This is a genomic window from Streptomyces sp. NPDC029526, assembly GCF_040637405.1.
Classification (GTDB): domain Bacteria; phylum Actinomycetota; class Actinomycetes; order Streptomycetales; family Streptomycetaceae; genus Streptomyces.
Genome location: NZ_JBEZWE010000002.1, coordinates 1,123,284 through 1,141,017, shown reverse-complemented (window position 1 = coordinate 1,141,017; position 17,734 = coordinate 1,123,284). Strand labels below are relative to the sequence as shown.

20 protein-coding genes are annotated in these 17,734 nt (G+C 72.9%); 6 read left to right on the top strand and 14 right to left on the bottom strand.

Annotation, left to right across the window (positions count from 1 at the left end; all coding sequences use genetic code 11):
* Positions 1-84: 84 nt before the first annotated feature.
* Both AB0F01_RS10565 and AB0F01_RS10560 read right to left on the bottom strand, forming a co-directional pair.
* Complete coding sequence (locus tag AB0F01_RS10565; protein WP_362092262.1) at positions 85-729, bottom strand: SMI1/KNR4 family protein; 645 nt, start codon at positions 727-729, stop codon at positions 85-87.
* A gap of 477 nt (positions 730-1,206) precedes the next feature.
* Positions 1,207-1,893 (bottom strand): hypothetical protein, encoded by a 687-nt coding sequence (locus AB0F01_RS10560; RefSeq protein WP_362092259.1) that lies wholly within the window; start codon positions 1,891-1,893, stop codon positions 1,207-1,209.
* A 268-nt stretch (positions 1,894-2,161) separates the two neighbouring features.
* Here AB0F01_RS10560 and AB0F01_RS10555 point away from each other — a divergent pair, with 268 nt between their 5' ends.
* The 3 genes from AB0F01_RS10555 to AB0F01_RS10545 are packed head-to-tail and all read left to right on the top strand — an operon-like array spanning position 2,162 to position 3,452.
* Positions 2,162-2,377, top strand: coding sequence for a hypothetical protein (locus AB0F01_RS10555; RefSeq protein WP_362092256.1), 216 nt, complete (start codon positions 2,162-2,164; stop codon positions 2,375-2,377).
* A 19-nt stretch (positions 2,378-2,396) separates the two neighbouring features.
* Positions 2,397-2,996 (top strand): GNAT family N-acetyltransferase, encoded by a 600-nt coding sequence (locus tag AB0F01_RS10550; RefSeq protein WP_362092253.1) that lies wholly within the window; start codon positions 2,397-2,399, stop codon positions 2,994-2,996.
* Positions 2,997-3,050: 54 nt separating this feature from the next.
* The gene (locus tag AB0F01_RS10545) at positions 3,051-3,452 is read left to right on the top strand and encodes a helix-turn-helix domain-containing protein (protein WP_362092250.1); all 402 of its coding nucleotides are present in this window, start codon (positions 3,051-3,053) and stop codon (positions 3,450-3,452) included.
* Here AB0F01_RS10545 and mutM read toward each other — a convergent pair.
* The 9 genes from mutM to AB0F01_RS10500 form a co-directional block, all read right to left on the bottom strand.
* Positions 3,425-4,291 carry a bifunctional DNA-formamidopyrimidine glycosylase/DNA-(apurinic or apyrimidinic site) lyase gene (gene mutM, locus AB0F01_RS10540; RefSeq protein WP_362092247.1) on the bottom strand — a complete coding sequence of 289 codons (867 nt, stop codon included), beginning with the start codon at positions 4,289-4,291 and terminating at the stop codon, positions 3,425-3,427. The two genes, AB0F01_RS10545 and mutM, sit on opposite strands and share 28 nt — an antisense overlap.
* Positions 4,292-4,415: 124 nt before the next feature.
* On the bottom strand, positions 4,416-5,282 hold the full coding sequence (gene rnc, locus AB0F01_RS10535) for a ribonuclease III (protein ID WP_362092591.1): 867 nt from the start codon (positions 5,280-5,282) through the stop codon (positions 4,416-4,418).
* 19 nt (positions 5,283-5,301) lie between these two features.
* Positions 5,302-5,475 carry a 50S ribosomal protein L32 gene (gene rpmF, locus AB0F01_RS10530; RefSeq protein WP_003951102.1) on the bottom strand — a complete coding sequence of 58 codons (174 nt, stop codon included), beginning with the start codon at positions 5,473-5,475 and terminating at the stop codon, positions 5,302-5,304.
* Between the two features lie 2 nt (positions 5,476-5,477).
* On the bottom strand, positions 5,478-6,122 hold the full coding sequence (locus AB0F01_RS10525; protein ID WP_362092245.1) for a DUF177 domain-containing protein: 645 nt from the start codon (positions 6,120-6,122) through the stop codon (positions 5,478-5,480).
* A gap of 174 nt (positions 6,123-6,296) precedes the next feature.
* Positions 6,297-7,469 carry an ATP synthase F0 subunit B gene (locus tag AB0F01_RS10520; RefSeq protein ID WP_362092242.1) on the bottom strand — a complete coding sequence of 391 codons (1,173 nt, stop codon included), beginning with the start codon at positions 7,467-7,469 and terminating at the stop codon, positions 6,297-6,299.
* A gap of 198 nt (positions 7,470-7,667) precedes the next feature.
* A complete protein-coding gene (coaD, locus tag AB0F01_RS10515) occupies positions 7,668-8,147 on the bottom strand; it encodes a pantetheine-phosphate adenylyltransferase (RefSeq protein WP_362092239.1) in 480 nt (159 codons plus the stop codon).
* A gap of 26 nt (positions 8,148-8,173) precedes the next feature.
* Positions 8,174-8,761, bottom strand: a complete 588-nt coding sequence (rsmD, locus tag AB0F01_RS10510; protein ID WP_362092236.1) for a 16S rRNA (guanine(966)-N(2))-methyltransferase RsmD — start codon at positions 8,759-8,761, stop codon at positions 8,174-8,176.
* A 73-nt stretch (positions 8,762-8,834) separates the two neighbouring features.
* The gene (recG, locus tag AB0F01_RS10505) at positions 8,835-11,105 is read right to left on the bottom strand and encodes an ATP-dependent DNA helicase RecG (RefSeq protein WP_362092233.1); all 2,271 of its coding nucleotides are present in this window, start codon (positions 11,103-11,105) and stop codon (positions 8,835-8,837) included.
* A gap of 252 nt (positions 11,106-11,357) precedes the next feature.
* On the bottom strand, positions 11,358-13,091 hold the full coding sequence (locus tag AB0F01_RS10500) for a DAK2 domain-containing protein (RefSeq protein WP_362092230.1): 1,734 nt from the start codon (positions 13,089-13,091) through the stop codon (positions 11,358-11,360).
* 266 nt (positions 13,092-13,357) lie between these two features.
* Between AB0F01_RS10500 and rpmB the strand changes: the two genes are divergently transcribed.
* Positions 13,358-13,543, top strand: a complete 186-nt coding sequence (gene rpmB, locus AB0F01_RS10495) for a 50S ribosomal protein L28 (protein WP_003993230.1) — start codon at positions 13,358-13,360, stop codon at positions 13,541-13,543.
* Between the two features lie 227 nt (positions 13,544-13,770).
* Here rpmB and thiD read toward each other — a convergent pair whose 3' ends face one another.
* Together thiD and AB0F01_RS10485 are read right to left on the bottom strand one after the other, a co-directional pair.
* Positions 13,771-14,580, bottom strand: a complete 810-nt coding sequence (gene thiD, locus AB0F01_RS10490) for a bifunctional hydroxymethylpyrimidine kinase/phosphomethylpyrimidine kinase (protein WP_362092227.1) — start codon at positions 14,578-14,580, stop codon at positions 13,771-13,773.
* Positions 14,577-15,542 carry a thiamine-phosphate kinase gene (locus AB0F01_RS10485; RefSeq protein WP_362092224.1) on the bottom strand — a complete coding sequence of 322 codons (966 nt, stop codon included), beginning with the start codon at positions 15,540-15,542 and terminating at the stop codon, positions 14,577-14,579. Before AB0F01_RS10485 ends, thiD begins: the two co-directional genes overlap by 4 nt.
* 206 nt (positions 15,543-15,748) lie before the next feature.
* Here AB0F01_RS10485 and AB0F01_RS10480 point away from each other — a divergent pair, with 206 nt between their 5' ends.
* Entirely contained in the window at positions 15,749-15,982 is a 234-nt protein-coding gene (locus AB0F01_RS10480) for an Lrp/AsnC ligand binding domain-containing protein (protein WP_362092222.1), read from the top strand.
* 20 nt (positions 15,983-16,002) lie between these two features.
* Positions 16,003-16,503: a DUF3515 domain-containing protein gene (locus AB0F01_RS10475; RefSeq protein WP_362092219.1), complete on the top strand. Its 501-nt coding sequence runs from the start codon at positions 16,003-16,005 to the stop codon at positions 16,501-16,503.
* Positions 16,504-16,558: 55 nt separating this feature from the next.
* Here the strand turns inward: AB0F01_RS10475 and AB0F01_RS10470 are convergent, their stop codons facing one another.
* The gene (locus tag AB0F01_RS10470) at positions 16,559-17,716 is read right to left on the bottom strand and encodes a D-alanine--D-alanine ligase family protein (RefSeq protein ID WP_362092216.1); all 1,158 of its coding nucleotides are present in this window, start codon (positions 17,714-17,716) and stop codon (positions 16,559-16,561) included.
* Positions 17,717-17,734: the final 18 nt, after the last annotated feature.

Here is a 17,734-nt window from a genome sequence, read left to right as displayed (position 1 = left end):
GGAGCCGGTGAGGACGATCGGCGCCGTGACCGGAGGACCATCGAGCGTCTTCCACGGCAAGGTGACCTCACCCCCGCTGCCGCCTCATGACCGATGCACGGTCCGCTCACCGCGCAGCGGCAGGAAGTCCCAGTCCAGCCTCTGCTCCTCGTCCACCACCGGCGTGTAGCGGCCGAGGGGTCGTGAGGTCTCGAGAGACGTGGCGATCGCCTCCATGAGCACCGGCAGGGACGCCCACATCTCGTGCGGTAGGCGCATGACGCCTTCCACGGCCTCGGCTGCGTGGACGCGCCCCCGGTCGGCCTCGGGGCGGTGGTCCAGCACGAGGTGACCTCCGCCGACGTCCCGCGCGATGGGAATCAACTGCGGGTGGCCGAACAGGACGCTGCTGAACCCGAGCTTCATGAAGTCGTGGTCCGCCTCCTCTCCCCTCCCATCCGCCGTGCGCTGGTCGTAGAAGCCGGTGAGACGTTGCCACGCAGCCGCGATCTCGCGTGCACTCATCAGTCGGTAGCAGGCCGGCAGCAGCGAGCCCCGCTGATCGAGAAGACCATCGTGCCGCAGCAACGACCTCACCACGGGCCTCAGCAGCGGCCGGCCGATGACGCGTTCGGCCTCGGCGATGTCCGCCGGATCCGCGGGCGGCGCCAGCACGGCGCAGGTCGCCGGGGCGTGCTGGGCCAGCCAGTTCTCGATGCGCGTCCACGACTCACTGATCGGTGCGGTCATGGCACGGCATCGTGCCACCTGGCACTGACACCCCCCGGGGAACAGTCAGACGGTGGCCGTGATCCCGGTATGCCTGACCAGGGCCGTCTCTGGGCCGTGCGAGGGCACTCCACGACGGCAGGCGACGGTAGGCGACGGCAGCCGCCGACCGCTGACCCGCAGGCCAGAAGGACGGCGGCTGGAGGGCGTGCAGGTCGGAAGGGTCCCGCGTCACTTCTTCGGGTACCGAGACAACCGTAGGTCGCGGCCGGGCGCCCTCGTGGGCCGTGTCCGGAGGGCAGTCACCTCGTCGGGGATCTCGTCGTCCGTCGGCGCTCGTTCGAAGAGGATGGGGCCGATCTGGATGGTCCTGTAGTACACGCGCGGACGGACATCCACCGCGTTGATCAGAGTGGGCACTCGCTCTCCTCACCATCGAGCGAGCCGGCTCGTCAGGCCGTCACCGGTCTGAACCGCACGCCGCGTCGACTCATCTCGTCAGCCGATACCGCTCATGTCCAGGACGTCGTCCTCGTCGGGGGGCCGGACGTCCAGCGGCTCGTCGAAGGCGCTGAACGACGTGGTGGTGTGGAAGCCGTCGTCCCGGTAGACGACCTTCAGGAGGTACGGCTTGCCCTCGGTGGCGACGTAGAAGGTGTACGTGCCGTCCTTCTCGGCCACCGTCAACGGTATCGCCGGAGTGCCGTCGACCTCGGTCGGTTCGCCCTTCTCCGGCCGGCCGAACGAGGCGAACTCGTGCGTGCACGAGGAGAGTCCGTCCCCCGGCTGCGACCTGTCGGCCGGCACCTTGGCCCAACGGTTCTGCTTGCCCTTTCCGGAGCCGGGATAGCCCGACTCCTCCAGGTAGGCCCGGTTCGGCCGGACGTAGTCCGTCCCGTCGATCCGGATCTGTTCGAGGCGGGCACCCGAGGCCGAGGTCGACGTGAACGCGCACGTGCCCTTCAGGTCGGTCGTCAGACGGCTGGAGCGGTCGTCGCCGTCGGTCACCTCGACGACCGCCTCGACGGTGACCGAGGTCAGAGCGCGCATCGTGGCGTTCGCCTCGTCGAGCATGTGGCCGGCGGTAGGGGACGGGGCTACGTCGTCGTCCGCACAGCCGGTCGCGGTCGCCCCCAGGGCCAGGCAGGCCAGGACGGCTGGCACGGCGGTCGGTGTCGTTCGCACGCATGTCCCCCTCAGGTCAGAAGCCGGATCATGCTACGGGACACGGGCCGCCCCAATGGCCGCGGGACGGCGGCGGTGCACCGGCGCCGTGCGGCCGTTGCGCCCGATGGACCGGTCTGCCTCCGCAGCCGGCCACCCGCCGGCCCCCGTTCGTCCGCTGACCACGCCGGCCACCCGGCCGGGACCGCACCCTGCGTCCGGATGGCGCGGCAACTGCGGCGGTACCATGGTCAGTTCGTACCGGCAGCGCGCTCACAGGGGGACACGCATGGTGGAGGTGGGCATCCTGTTCGGGCTGCTGGGGGCGGCGATGCTCGGTCTGGTCGTCGTGCTCCTGCGGCGGCAGAACGGCCGTACGGAGAACGCCGAGGGGCTCCGCATCGAGCGGGCGCGGCTGGTGCAGGCGCAGAACGACCGGGTGGTCCACGGGTCCGGGGCCGTGCGCGACCGCGCTCACCACACGTCCGGCCCGCACCGCCCGTGAGCCGCGCGGTGCGATCGCCATGACCACCCCCGCCTCCGGTCCGCCCGCCGGCCCCCTCGCCACCCCGCCCGCGCCCCTGCGTACCGCCCGGCTCGTACTGCGGCAGGCCGAGGCGCGGGACCGGGACGGGTTCATCGCGCTGTTCTCCTCGGCGGAGGTCTACGCCCATCTCGGCGGGCCCCGGCCGCGGGAGGAGCTCGAACGGGTCGTGCCCCGGGTGCCCGGGCGGCGGGCCGGGGTGTTCGTGATCGAGCGGGACGGGGCGTTGATCGGCACCGTCGAACTGAAGCGGCGCGGGCCGGGGCGCCCGGGGCACGTCCGTCCCGGGGGCTGCGAAGTCGAGCTGGGGTATCTGCTGCTCCCGGAGGCGTGGGGGCACGGGTATGCCGCCGAGGCGTGCGGGGCCGTGCTCCGGTGGGTGGCCCAGGTGCTGCCCGACGAGCCGGTGGTGCTGTGCACGCAGACGGCCAACCTCCGCTCGCTGCGCCTCGCGGCGCGGCTGGGCTTCACGGAGGTGGCGCGGTTCGAGGAGTGGGGTGCCGAGCAGTGGTTCGGCGTGTGGGACCCGGTGGCGGCGCTTCCGCCGGACGGTGCGGCCGACGCCGGACGGAGCGAGTGATGCCGGGCGGAGCGACTGATGCCGGGCTCGGGCCGCTGACGTAATCTCGGTGGCATGACGACCGTGCAGCGGGGACCGGCGGAGGACGATCTGCCGTACGACGTGTTCGCCCGGGCCTGCCCGTCCCGGAGCACGCTGGAGCACGTGACCGGGCGCTGGGGCTCGCTGACGCTCGGGGCACTGTACGAGGGCTCGCTGCGGTTCAACGCCCTGCGGCGACGGGTCGACGGCGTGAGCGAGAAGATGCTGTCCCGAACGCTGCAGGCGCTGGAGCGCGACGGTCTGGTGCACCGCGAGGCGCAGCCGACGATCCCGCCGCGTGTGGACTACGAACTGACCCCGCTGGGCCGTGAGGTCGCGGAGCGGCTGCTCGCCCTCATCCGGTGCGTGGAGGGCGGTATGGACGCCGTGCTGGAGGCGCGGGAGCGCTACGACGGGACCCGCGGGGCCCGCTGACACCGGGGACAGTAGTAGCTGGAGCGGTTCATCCAGGGCCGGCGGCGGATCGGCGTGCCGCAGCGGCGGCAGGGCAGCCCCTCGCGGCCGTAGGCGTCCAGGGAGCGGTCGAAGTAGCCGGATTCGCCGTTGACGTTGACGTAGAGGCTGTCGAAGCTGGTGCCGCCCACGGCGAGCGCGGCGTTCATCACGTCCCGGACGTGTCCGAGGAGGAGCCGGGTGCGCGGGCGGGTGAGGGTCGCGGTGGGGCGCTCGTAGTGCAGGCGCGCCCGCCACAGCGCCTCGTCCGCGTAGATGTTGCCGACCCCGCTGATCAGGGACTGGTCGAGCAGGGCCCGTTTGACGGTGGTGCGCCTGCGGCGCAGGGCCCGGTGGAAGGCGTCCTCGTCGAAGAGGGGGTCGAGCGGGTCGCGGGCGATGTGGGCGATGACGTCGGGCAGGCCGTCCGGGGTGGTGTCGTGCAGGGAGAGGCCGCCGAAGGTGCGCTGGTCGACGAAGCGTAGTTCGGTGTCGCCGGCCGGGCCCTCGGTGAAGCGGACCCGGACGCGCAGGTGCTTCTCGTCGGGGGCGCTGTGCGGCTGCACCAGCAGCTGGCCGCTCATGCCCAGGTGGGCGAGGACCGCCTGGCCGGTGTCCTCCAGGGGCAGCCACAGGTACTTGCCGCGCCGGCTGGGGGTGCCCATGCGGTGGCCGCGCAGGCGGTGCGCGAAGTCGTCGGGTCCGGCGAGGTGACGGCGCACCGCGCGCGGGTGGAGGACCTCGGCGTCGGCGACGGTCCGATGGGCGACCCAGCGCTCAAGTCCGCGCCGGACGACCTCGACCTCGGGCAGTTCGGGCATGGCGTTCCCTCGGGACCCTTTCCGGACCGGTGTCGACGCGAGCGCCCGCCCCGGGAGGGACGGGCGCTCGTGTCGCGCTGCTGTCGTGCTCCTCGCGCACCCCGGCCGGGGTGCGCGACGGGCCTCAGGCGGGGGCCGACGGGGCGTCGGCTCCCTCGGCGGAGGCCGGGGCGTCGGCTGCCCCTGCGGAGGCTTCGGCTGCCTCGGCGGATGCCTTGGCCTCGGCGGCTTCGACGACCTGTTCGGCCTCGGCCGCCGCCTTGGCACGCTCGTCCGCGGCGGCCCGGATGGAACGCCACGCGGATTCCGCTGCCTGCTGCTCCGCCTCCTTCTTGCTGCGGCCGGTGCCGGTGCCGTACGAGACGCCTCCGACGCGGGCGGCAGCAGTGAAGGTCTTCTCATGGTCGGGACCGGTCTCCGTGACCAGGTACTCGGGCACACCGAGTCCTTCGGTCGCGGTCAGCTCCTGGAGACTGGTCTTCCAGTCCAGGCCGGCTCCGAGGTTCGACGACTTCTCGATCAGCGGGTCGAACAGGCGGTGCACCAGTTCGGAGGCCGCGTCGAGACCCTGGTCGAGGTAGACGGCGCCGATCACCGCTTCGAGGGTGTCGGCGAGGATGGATGCCTTGTCCCGGCCTCCCGTGCCCTCTTCACCGCGGCCGAGCCGGATGAAGGAACCCAGGTCGAGCCCGCGGCCCACCTCCGCCAGCGCGCGCGAGTTGACCACCGCGGCCCGGAGCTTGGCCAGCTGGCCCTCGGGCAGATCGGGGTGGGTGCGGTGCAGCGTGTCCGTGACGACGAGGCCGAGCACGGAGTCCCCGAGGAACTCCAGCCGTTCGTTCGTCGGCAGACCGCCGTTCTCGTACGCGTAGGAACGGTGGGTCAGCGCTCGCACCAGAAGGGCGGACTCGAGCCGATAGCCGAGCCGCCCTTCCAGAAGCGTGTGGGACGAGGCCTGGTGGTCCGCAGAGTTCTTCTTCGGCGTGGACACAGTGCCTCTCACCAGCCGCTCAGACCTCGAGGACCTGGCGCTTGTTGTAGGTGCCGCACGACGGGCACGCGATGTGCTGCTGCTTGGGCTCGTGGCAGCGCTCGCACGCAACCAGGGTGGGGACCGCAGCCTTCCACTGCGACCGGCGGTGGCGCGTGTTGCTGCGCGACATCTTCCGCTTCGGAACAGCCACGGCTACTTCTCCTGCTTCTCGTCGACGCCAGGTTCGGCGCCGCTCATCTCGTCCTTCTCGCCGTCCTTCATGGTGTCGGCGAGTCCCTGCAGTGCCGCCCAACGGATGTCGACGGCGTTGTGGTGGTGTTCCGGGTCGTCCGCGAGACGCGCTCCGCATTCGGAACACAGACCCGGGCAGTCTTCCTGGCACACCGGCTGCATCGGCAGTGCGAGCACCACCGCATCACGCAGCACAGGCTCGAGGTCGAACAAGCCGTCCTCGAGGAAGAGCCTGTCCTCGTCGTCCTCGGCGTCGTCGCCGGGCTCCGCGGTGACGCGGCCCCGGTCGTCGGCGTCAGGGTACGAGAACATCTCCTGGAAGTCCGCTGCGAGCTCCTGCTCGAGCGACTCCAGACACCTTACGCACTCCCCCTCGGCCGTCGCACGGGCGGTGCCGGTGACGAGCACACCTTCCATGACCGACTCGAGCCGGAGTTCGAGCTCCACCGGGGCGCCTTCCGGCACTCCGACGACTCCCTTGATACCGAGGTCCTTGGGGGCGTCCACCGTGCGGTTCAAGCGCTGCAGCGCACCAGGACGCCGCCCCAGCTCGTGCGTGTCGAACACGAGGGGGTTGCGGTGGTCGAGGCGGGCGTTCAGGGCCATTCCTGCTTTCGGTCTTCGAGCTCTGAGGGGGGACGCTGCTCCGTGGTGTTCCGGGCAGCGCTGATCGCGGACGTCCACGAAGTGAGCACAGCGCGCACGCGACCGATGAGCCAGGATACTGGACCATCGCCCATCGACCCAATTCGGTGCCGCGGGGGCACCCGGCCGGGGGCCTCAGCCGTTGCCGCGGCCCTCCTCGTAGGCCCGCAGCTGCTCCGCGCTGATCATGCTGGTGTCGAACAGGCTGGTCTCGTCCAGGGACGACGGCTGCTGCGGGACGTACCCCTGCGGGTCCTGTCCGGTGCCGTAGCCGCCCTGCCCCCCGTCGTAGCCCTGGTAGGCGGCCGCGTACGGGTCGGCCTGCTGCGGGTAGCCGTAGGGGTCCTGCTGTCCCGGGTACTGCTGGTGCTGCTGGTAGCCGCCGTAGGGGTCGGGCTGCGGGGGCTGCTGCGGGTAGCCGTAGTCCGGCTGCGGGTCCTGCCGGGCGTAGGCGGCCTGCTGGTCGTGCTGTTCCTGCGCCGCCGCGTACGCGGCCTGGTGGTCCTGTCCGGCGTAGGCCGGCTGGGGCTCGGGCTGCTGCGGGGCGTGGTCCGGCGGGGCCGGCCGGGGGTTGGGGCGGGCGGGGGTGTCCGAGAGGGCCGCCAGGTCGGCGAGGTAGTCGGCGTCGCTGGAGTGCTGGACGGTGGTGGGGTCGTCGGAGAGGGCGCCGAGGTCGTCGGTGGCGATCCGGCCGTGCAGCTTCTGGCGGCCCCGGCCGACGGCCTCCAGGGTTTTGGCGAGGACCGTTTCGAAGGCGCCCAGCTTGACGTCGACGTAGGCGTCGGCGTTGCGGCGCAGGGTCTCGGGGTCGTGGCTGCGCTCGGGGGCGTCCTCGTCCTCGTAGCCCTGCTCGTCCAGGCCGGGGCCGGTGCCGAGGAGCTTCTCGCGTCCGCGGCCGACCGAGCCGAGGGTCTTGGTGAGGACGACCTCGAAGTTGGCCAGCTTGGAGTCGACGTAGTCGTCGGCCTCGGCGCGGATCTCCTCGGCCTCCTGGCGGGCCTCGCTGAGGATCCGGTCGGCCTCGGCCTGGGAGCGGCGGGCCACTTCGGTGCCGGAGACGAGGGAGCCGCGCTCGGCGTGCGCGCTCTCGATGATGCGCTCGGCCTCCTGGCGGGCCTGTTCCACCATCTGCTCCCGGCCGCCGATCAACTCCTGTGCCTGGGCGAGGGAGTCGGGGAGCGCCGCGCGCACCTCGCCGAGCATCTCCAGCAGTTCGGCGCGGTTGACCACGCACGACGCCGACATGGGCATCGACCGGGCACTGGAGACCGCGGCGACGATCTCGTCGAGCTTCTTCTGCACGTCCACCGTGTGCTCGCCACTCTCTACAGCTGTGTTGGAGACGGACGGGACGACTGTACGGCCCCGGCACGGGCGGGGGACACCGGCCGGCGGAGCGTCGGCGTCCGGGACGTCCGGGGCCCTCCGGGCACGTGCGGGAGCCGTCCGGGCGCTCCGCGCTCCCGGGCCGGGCGAGCCGCGTGCGGGAGGCGTCGGCCCGCGGCGTCAGTCCTGGCGCAGGCGGTCGGTCAGGGCCGACAGGACCTCTTCGGGCACCAGGTGGGAGACGTCGCCGCCCCAGGTGGCGACCTCCTTGACCAGGGAGGACGACAGGAAGCTGTAGGTGGGGTTGGTGGGGATGAAGAGGGTCTCCACCCCGGAGAGGCCGTTGTTCATCTGGGCCATCTGCAGCTCGTAGTCGAAGTCGCTCACGGCGCGCAGGCCCTTGACGATGGCGGGGATGTCCCGCTGCTTGCAGAAGTCGACGAGGAGGCCGTGGAAGGCCTCGACGCGGACGTTGCCGTACTCGGCGGTGACGCGGCGGATCAGGTCGATCCGCTCCTCGATCTCGAACAGCCCTCTCTTGGACTGGTTGATCATCACCGCGACGTAGACCTCGTCGTAGAGCCTGGAGGCGCGGGAGATGATGTCGAGATGTCCGTTGGTGATCGGGTCGAACGACCCGGGGCATACGGCGCGGCGCACTTGTGATCCCTCGCTCTCCGGTCCGGTCATCGTGCGTCTTCGCACGTAGAGGCGGCGCGACCGTACCAAAACGTTCCCTCGCCGTAGCGGCGGGCCCGGATCGGTTCGAAGCCGGGCGGCCACCCGAATTCCCCGCCCCTGGTGCTGCGCTCCACGGTGACGAGGGCATCGTCCGTGAGCCACCCCTGCGAACGGAGTGTGAGGAGGATCTCGCGAAGATCGTCGTCGGAGACGGCGTACGGAGGGTCCAGGAAGGCGAGGTCGTACGGCTCCCCGGCCGGGGCCGCGCGGACGATCTGTTCGGCTTTGCCCGGTCTGACCTCGGCGCCGGGCAGACCGAGGGACCGCACGTTCTCCCGGACGGTGCGCACCGCCCGGGCGTCGGCCTCCACGAGGAGGGTGTGACCCGCTCCGCGGGACAGGGCCTCCAGGCCGACGGCGCCGGACCCGGCGTAGAGGTCGAGGACGCGTTCGCCGTCGAGGGGGCCGCCGAGCAGGGCCTGCCAGGTGGAGAACAGGCCCTCGCGCGCACGGTCGGAGGTGGGGCGGGTTCCCTGCCCCGGCGGTACCGCCAGGCGGCGTCCGCCGGCCGTGCCGGCGATCACGCGGGTCATGTCCTCGGTCCTTGGGTGAGTGCGGTGGGCGGTGCGGAGGTCGGTGGGCGCGGTGGGTGGCGCTCCCAGTCTGTCAGCCCTTCTCCAGGTACTGCTCCCGCTCCGCGTCCAGCAGGGCGTCCAGGGCGGTGCGCAGGGCCGGCAGCTCCGTCAGGTCCGGGTCGGCGGCGACGACGGCCGCGGCCTCCTCCCGTGCGGCGGCGATGACCTCCTCGTCGTCGATGACGGCGAGCATGCGCAGGCTGGAGCGGGTGCCGGACTGGGCCTGGCCGAGGACGTCGCCCTCGCGGCGCTGTTCGAGGTCGATGCGGGAGAGCTCGAAGCCGTCCAGGGTGGAGGCGACGGCGTTCAGCCGCTGCCTGGCGGGGCTCGCCTCGGGCATGTCGGTGACCAGCAGGCACAGCCCGGGGGCCGCGCCGCGGCCGACGCGGCCGCGCAGCTGGTGGAGCTGGGAGACGCCGAAGCGGTCGGCGTCCATGATGACCATCGCGGTGGCGTTGGGCACGTTGACGCCGACCTCGATGACGGTGGTGGCGACCAGCACGTCGGTGTCGCCGGCGGCGAAGCGGCGCATCACGGCGTCCTTGTCGTCGGGCTGCATCCTGCCGTGCAGGACCTCCACGCGCAGGCCCTTCAGGGGGCCGGCGGCGAGCTGGTCGGCGACCTCCAGGACGGCGAGCGGCGGGCGCCGGTCGGCGTCCTCCCCGCCGGCCCCGGTCGCCGCCTTCTTCTTGGCGGCCTTCGGGTCGTCGTCCTCGTCGCCGATGCGGGGGCAGACCACGTAGGCCTGGTGGCCCTTCTCGACCTCCTCGCGGACGCGTTCCCAGGCGCGGGCCAGGAAGTGGGGCTTGTCGGCGGCCGGGACGACATGGCTGGCGATGGGGGAACGCCCGGCCGGGAGCTGGTCCAGGACGGACGTCTCCAGGTCGCCGAAGACGGTCATGGCGACGGTGCGCGGGATGGGTGTGGCGGTCATCACGAGGAGGTGCGGGGGCTGCTTGCCCTTGCCGCGCAGGGCGTCGCGCTGCTCGACGCCGAAGCGGTGCTGCTCGTCGACCACGACCAGCCCCAGGTCGTGGAACCGGACCTTGTCCTCGATGAGCGCGTGGGTCCCGATGACGATGCCGGCCTCGCCGGTGACCAGGTCGAGCAGGGCCTGGCGGCGGGCCGCCGCCCCCATGGACCCGGTCAGCAGCACCACCTTGGTGGCGTCCTCCGCACCGCCGAGCATGCCGCCCTCCCGTCGCCCGCCACCGCCCTTCTGAGGAGGCGCTTCGCGCCACAGCCCCCAACTGGCCAGTTCGCCCATCATCTCCGTGATCGAGCGGTGGTGCTGCTGGGCGAGCACCTCGGTGGGCGCGAGCATCGCCGCCTGGCCACCCGCGTCGACGACGGCGAGCATGGCGCGCAGGGCCACCATGGTCTTGCCGCTGCCGACCTCGCCCTGCAGGAGCCGGTGCATCGGGTGTTCGGTGGCCAGGTCGCGGAAGATCTCGCCGGACACCTTCTGCTGGCCCTCGGTGAGGGTGAAGGGGAGACGGTCGTCGAAGGCGGCGAGCAGGCCGTCGGGCTTCGGCCGGCGGGCGACGGCGGGGAGCTGGGCGTCGGCGTGGCGGCGCCGGGCGAGGGCGACCTGGAGGACGAAGGCCTCGTCCCACTTGAGGCGGGAGCGGGCGTCCTCGATGTCGGCCGGGGTGTGCGGGCGGTGGATCTTCAGCAGGGCCTCGGGGAGCGGCAGCAGCCCGCGGCCCTCCCGCAGGGAGGCGGGGAGCGGGTCGACGGCCTCCTGGGCGCTGGGCAGCACCGTCTGGAGCGCCTTGCCGATCTTCCAGGACTCCAGCTTGGCGGTGGCGGGGTAGATCGGGATGAGCGCGCCGGCCCAGGTCTCCACCGTCTCCTCGGTGTCGCCGCGCAGCAACTCGTAGGCAGGGTGGGCCAGTTGGAGGCGCCGGTTGAAGAGGGAGACCTTGCCCGCGAACATCGCGCGGGTGCCCGGGAGGAGTTCCTTGTGGGGCTTGTGGACGCCGTTGCCGAAGAAGACCAGCTGGAGGCGGCCGTGGCCGTCCGTGATGGTCACCTCCAGACGCTGGCCCCGGCCGCGCGGGGCCCTGGACGAGGCGAAGGAGTGCAGGCGGGCGTCTGCGACCTGGGCGACCACGGTGACGTGTTCGTCCATGGGGAGGTCGGCCAGGTGCGTGAGCTGGCCGCGCTCCTCGTACCGGCGCGGGTAGTGGTGCAGCAGGTCGCCTACGGTGTGCAGGCCGAGGTGCTCGGCCATCACCTTCGCGGTGGCGGGGCCGAGCACCTTCTTCAGTGGTTCTTCCAGTGCGGGCACGAGATCCATTGCACACCACGGCACCGACAATGCGGGAACGCGCGTCCGCGAACGGCCCGGCCGGTCCGGTGAAACCGCTGGTCGGCGGGGTGGTCGGGACGGGGACGACTCGGTCGGACCTTCCCCGCCCTCCCTGTCCTCCTCGCCCTCTCCGCCGGACGGGACCGGCCTTCACGTCGCTCCCGGGCCGCTTCGAGCCGGGGAGCCGTGGCCGTGGTCGTGGCAGTGGCCGTGGCAGTGACAGTGGCCGTGGCCGATCGTTCACTCCACGCCGATGAGGAGCAGCGCGCCCTGCCGGCCGCCGCGGTAGACGACCGTGTCGACGGCCAGATAGCCCTCGCGGACCCGGTTCTCCAGGTGGGCGGCGACGGTGTCGGGGGCCTCGTCGCCGAGGACCAGGGTGACCATCTCGCCGCCGGCCGCGAGCATGCGGTCCAGGACGGCCGTCGCCGTGTCCGCGACCTCCTGGCCGATGACGGCCACGTCGCCGTCGATGAGTCCCAGGACGTCCCCGGCCTGGCAGATGCCCGCCATCGTCCAGGACTGGCGCTCGGCGATGGTGACCTCGGCGTAGCGGGTGGCGCCCGCCGCGGACGTCATCGACACCACGTCCTCGTCGAACCGGCGTTCCGGCTCGTGCACGGCGAGCGCGGCGATGCCCTGGACCGCGGAGCGGGTCGGGATGAGGGCGACCCTGATGCCCTCGGCGCGGATCTGTTCGGCCGCTGCGGCGGCGGTGTGGCGCAGGTCGGCGTCGTTCGGCAGCAGGACGACCTCCCGCGCGCCGGAGCGGCGCACCGCCTGCACCAGCTCGCCGCTCGCGGGCGGTTCGCCGGGCCGGGACGGCACGGTGGTCGCGCCCGCCTCGGCGTACAGACCGGCCAGTCCCTCCCCGGGGACCACGGCCACGACGGCCCGCAGGGGGCGGTCCGGGGCCGCCGGACGTTCGGCGCCGGTGGTGTGGACGTCGGCGGCGCCGAAGTGGGTGATCCGGATCCGGTACGGTCGGCCGGCCTCGACCCCGGCCTCCACGGCGGCTCCGGCGTCGTCGACGTGCACGTGGACGTTCCACAGCCCGTCGCCGCCGACCACGACGAGCGAGTCCCCGAGGCCGTCGAGCCGTCGGCGCAGCCGGGCGACGGCGTCGTCGTCCGCCTCCAGGAGGTAGATCACCTCGAACGCGGGCCCGGCGGTCGGCGCCCCTTCCGGGTCCGTCGCGGGGTCGGCGCACTCCCCGGGGCCGCAGCCGGGGACGGGTGCGAAGGAGGTCCGGGGCACCGCCCGGCCTCCGCCGCCGGTCCCGCCCGGTGTCTCGCCGGTGAGCGTCTGGACCAGGGCGGCGAGCACCGCGACCAGGCCCCTGCCGCCCGCGTCCACCACTCCCGCGCGCCGCAGCACGGCCAGCTGGTCCGGTGTGGCGGCCAGGGCGGTGCGGGCCCCCTCGTGGGCGGCCCGGGCCACCGCGCCGCAGTCGCCCTCGGCTCCGGCGGCCGCTTCGGCGGCGGCCGCGGCGACGGTGAGGACCGTGCCCTCGACGGGGTGGGCCACCGCCCGGCGGGCCGAGTCGGCCGCGTGCCGCAGGGCGTGCCGCAGGCCCTGCCCGTCGGCGTGGGGGGCGGCCTCGTCCCCCGCCAGCACCTGGGCCATGCCGCGCAGCAGCTGGGCCAGGATGGTGCCGGAGTTCCCGCGGGCGCCGATCAGCGCGCCGTGCGCCATGGCCCGCGCGGCGTCGGCCAGGGTCGGCCCGGAGCCCGCGCCGGGGGCGGCTCCGGGGCCGGTCGCGGCCCCCGCCTCGTGGCCCTCGAACACGGCTTCGACGGCCGCGGCGGCGGACTCGACGGTGAGGTACAGGTTCGTGCCGGTGTCCCCGTCGGCGACGGGGTAGACGTTGATGGCGTCGATCTCCTCGCGCGCCCGTCCCAGTGCGTCCAGCGCGAGGCCGCACCACGCACGCACCGCGAGAGCATCGAAGAATGTCTGCGGCACCTGCGCCACCGCGCCTCCCTGAGCTGCTGGCCGTGGCACGCAGCGTAGACCTTGGGGGCCGGACCGCCCCAGGAGGGCCGGGCGGGGGGCGGGGGCCGTCATGGTAGTTTCGTTCTACGGGTGCAGCCGTTGTATGCTGCTCCGGTTGCCCGATCCGATCGGGCCTTCCCCCTGGCACCGCCACTCGGATCCGACGGACTCCCCGGAGTTCCCGGATCGTGATCCCGGCATGCCGGGATCAACCGTAAGTGCATCTGAAGTCTTTGGAGTGACCCGTGGCTGCCAACTGCGACGTCTGCGGCAAGGGGCCGGGCTTCGGCAACAACATCTCGCACTCGCACCGCCGTACGTCCCGTCGCTGGAACCCGAACATCCAGCGTGTGCGTACCGTGGTCGGCGGGACGCCGAAGCGCGTGAACGCCTGCACCTCGTGCATCAAGGCCGGCAAGGTCTCGCGCTGACGCTTCCGCTGAGCGCGCTGCCACACCCGGTTCCGCCGCACTGAGCCGGTCCACCCCCAGGTGGACCGGCTTTTTGCCGTGCCGCCGCGCGTGAGCGCAGGGGGCCGCCGCGCCCGCATCTCGGGACGGTGACCGCCACGGTCGCCGTCCGGCCGCCCGCCCGTCGGTGGCTCCCGCTGCCGCGCGTGTTCTGCGGCCCGACTGCCGGCTCCCGCTGCCGCCCGTGTTCAGCGGCCCGGCTGCCGGAAGGTCCAGCCGTGGTCCACCGGGCCGATGCCGCCGCCCAGGGCGAACCCGGCGGCCAGCGCCCCGGTGACGTACGCCTTCGCGCCGGCCACCGCTTCCGGCACCGTCCGGCCCTTGGCCAGCTCCGAGGCGATGGCCGAGGCCAGCGTGCACCCGGTGCCGTGGGTGTGCCGGTTGTCGTGGCGCGGGGCGCGCAGCCAGTGCTCCTCGGTGCCGTCCGTCAGCAGGTCGACGGCCTCGCCCCGCAGGTGACCGCCCTTGATCACCACCCAGCGCGGCCCGAACTCCAGCACCGCGTCGGCCGCCCGCCGCATCTCCTCCTCGGCGCGCACGCGGACGCCGGTGAGCTGCTCGACCTCGTCGAGGTTGGGGGTGGCGACGGTCGCGGCCGGCAGCAGCCTGGTGCGCACCGAGTCCAGGGCGGAGGCGGCCAACAGCGCGTCCCCGTGCTTGGACACCCCCACCGGGTCCACGACGGCGGGCACGTCCGTGCCGGCGATCAGCTCGGCCACCGCCCCGACCAGTTCCGCCGACGCCAGCATGCCGGTCTTGACCGCCTGCACGCCGATGTCGTCCACCACGCTGCGGTACTGGGCCCGCACCGCCTCCACCGGCAGTTCCCAGGCGCCCTGCACGCCGAGCGAGTTCTGCGCGGTCACCGCGGTGAGCACGCTCATGCCGTGCACGCCGAGCGCCAGCATCGTCTTCAGGTCCGCCTGGATGCCGGCTCCGCCGCCGGAGTCGGACCCGGCCACGGTGAGCACCCGGGGCGGTGCGGTCCCCGCGCTCATGACTCGATGTCCCCGAAGTGGTCCCAGCCGCCCTTGCTGGTCCAGGGCGCCCCGTCGACGGTCACCTGGGGCAGCGCCGAGGGGTTGAGCACCTCGCCGATCACCTTCCAGCGGGCGGGCAGCTTCACGTCCGGCGGGAAGGTCGCCACGATGGCGTGGTCCTCTCCCCCGGTCAGTACCCACTGCATGGGGTCGACGCCGACGGCCTGGCCGATGTCGTTCATCTGGGAGGGGATGTCGACGGCGCCGGAGCGGATGTCGATGCGCACCTTGCTGGCCTCCGCGATGTGCCCGAGGTCGGCGATCAGGCCGTCGCTCACGTCGCACATCGCGGTCGCGCCCAGTCCGGCCGCGGCCGGGCCCGCGTGGTACGGCGGTTCGGGCCGTCGGTGCGCCTCCACGAAGGCGCGCGGGGAACGGAAGCCGCGGGACAGGACCGCGTGGCCGGCGGCGGACCAGCCGAGCCAGCCGGTCACCGCCACGAGGTCACCGGGCTGGGCGCCGCCCCGGGTCACCGGCTCCTGGTTGCGCAGGTCGCCGAGCGCGGTGATCGACACCATGATCTGATCGCCGCGCACCACGTCGCCGCCGACCACCGCGGCCCCCGCGACCTGGCACTCGTCGCGCAGCCCGTCCATCAGCTCGCTGGGCCAGGTGACCGGCAGCTCCGACGGGACGACGAGGCCGAGCAGCAGCGCGGTCGGCACGGCGCCCATGGCCGCGATGTCGGCGAGGTTCTGGGCCGCGGCCTTGCGGCCGACGTCGTAGGCGGTGGACCAGTCGCGGCGGAAGTGGCGGCCCTCCAGCAGGATGTCGGTGCTGGCCACGACCCTGCGGTCGGGTGCGGCGACCACCGCGGCGTCGTCGCCGGGGCCGACCCGGACCGCCGGGGTGGTGGTGAGACGGGAGGTGAGCTCCCTGATGAGCCCGAACTCCCCGAGCTCACCAACAGTGCCCTTCATTTCCCTTGCTCCCCTTCTGTCCCTGTCCGTTCCCGGTCGCGAGTCCTCTGTCCGCTCGCTACGGTCGAGGTGACCGTCCACTTCTCTCCTGCCGGACCCCCGGCGCGCAAGGCCCGGTCCCCGCACATCTCCCCGCGGCGAGCGGCGACGCGATACCGTGGCGTTCCTTTTCCCCACATGATCCTCGTGGCCGCTGTGGAGGTTCCGTGGTACAGGCGTACATCCTGATCCAGACGGAGGTCGGCAAGGCGTCGACCGTCGCCGATCTGATCGGCAAGATTTCCGGGGTGATCCAGGCCGAGGACGTGACCGGGCCGTACGACGTGATCGTCCGCGCCCAGGCGGACACCGTCGACGACCTGGGCCGCATGGTGGTCGCCAAGGTCCAGCAGGTGGACGGCATCACCCGCACCCTGACCTGCCCGGTCGTCCATCTGTAGCCCCCGTCTACCCTGTGCCGGTGAACTCCTTCCGTCACCGGCTCGCCCTGCTGCCCGCGTTCGCCGCGCTGCTCTCCGTCGCGGGCTGCTCCCCGGCGGGCGACGACGCGTCCGTGGCGGTTCCCCGTCCGGACGCGAAGGTCGCCGAACACTGCCGGAACCTGGACGACGTCCTGCCGGACGTGGTGGACGGCGAGAAGCGCGACGATCCCGAACCCGCGTCCGAACTGACCGCGGGCTGGGGCGGCGTGGCGATCATACTGCGGTGCGGTGTGGACCGGCCGCCGAAGATGACCGACCCCCGGGTGGCGAGCGGCCACGACCCGGAGGCGGTCGCGGGCGGGGTCGAGGGCGTCGACTGGCTGATGGAGCGGGAGGACGGGGACACGCACCGGTTCACCACCGCCCTCCGCGAGGCCTACGTGGAGGTGCGGGTGAGCGACGGACGGGACGGCACGGGCGTGCTGGTCGACCTGGCCCCGGCCGTGAAGAAGGCGATCCCCGAAGGGATCGCCCCCTGAGCACCGGGCCGGGCGCTCGCGGTCGCCGCGGGCCGGGCGGCCCGCCGTGCGCGGGTCAGCGCAGGCCGGTCGAGCGGCGCAGCGCGGCCTGCACCAGGCGGTCCACCAGCTCCGCGTAACCGACGCCGGTGGCCTGCCACATCTGCGGGTACATGGAGATCGGTGTGAAGCCGGGCATGGTGTTGATCTCGTTGATCACGAACTCGCCGTCCTCGGTGAGGAAGAAGTCCGCGCGCACCAGCCCCTCGCAGGCGGCGGCGTCGAACGCCTCGACAGCGAGCCGGCGCACCTCGGCGGTCTGCTCGTCGGTCAGCGGGGCGGGCACCAGACCGGGCGTGGAGTCGATGTACTTGGCCTCGAAGTCGTAGTAGGCGTGCGCGTCGGGCGGCGGGATCTCCGCGGGCACCGAGGCGCGCGGGCCGTCCTCGAACTCCAGCACCCCGCACTCGATCTCGCGGCCGTGCAGGGCCGCCTCCACCAGGATCTTCGGGTCGTGCCGCTGGGCCTCGGCGATCGCCTCGTCCAGACCGGCGAGGCCGTCCACCTTGGTGATGCCGATGGACGAGCCCGCGCGGGCGGGTTTCACGAACACCGGCCAGCCGTGCTCGGCGGCGAAGTCGACGATCTTCTTGCGGGCGGCCGGTTCGTCGCGCTCCCACTCGCGCGGCCGGATCACCACGTAGGGGCCGACCTTGAGGCCGAACGAGGCGAACACCCGCTTCATGTACTCCTTGTCCTGGCCGACGGCCGAGGCGAGCACCCCGGAGCCCACGTAGGGGACGCCGGACAGCTCCAGGAGGCCCTGGAGGGTGCCGTCCTCCCCGTAGGGGCCGTGCAGCACCGGGAAGACCACGTCGACCTCGCCGAGCGCCTTGGGCACCGAGCCCGGTTCGCTGTAGACGACTTCGCGGTTCGCCGGGTCGACGGGGAGCACCACACCGCCGTCGGCGGACTCCGCGAGCTGGTCCACGCTGGGCTGCCTGCGGTCCACGATGGCCATGCGTTCGGGGTCGTCGGCGGTGAGGGCCCAGCGGCCGTCCCGGGTGATGCCGATCGGCAGGACGTCGTACTTGGTCCGGTCGATGGCCTTGAGGACGGCGCCCGCGGTGACCACGGAGATCCCGTGTTCGGAGCTGCGCCCGCCGAACACGACGGCCACGCGCGGCTTGCGCGGCGGCTGCTCGGGGCTCTGGGGGAGGTTCTCGGTGCTCATATCGCGACGAGACTACCC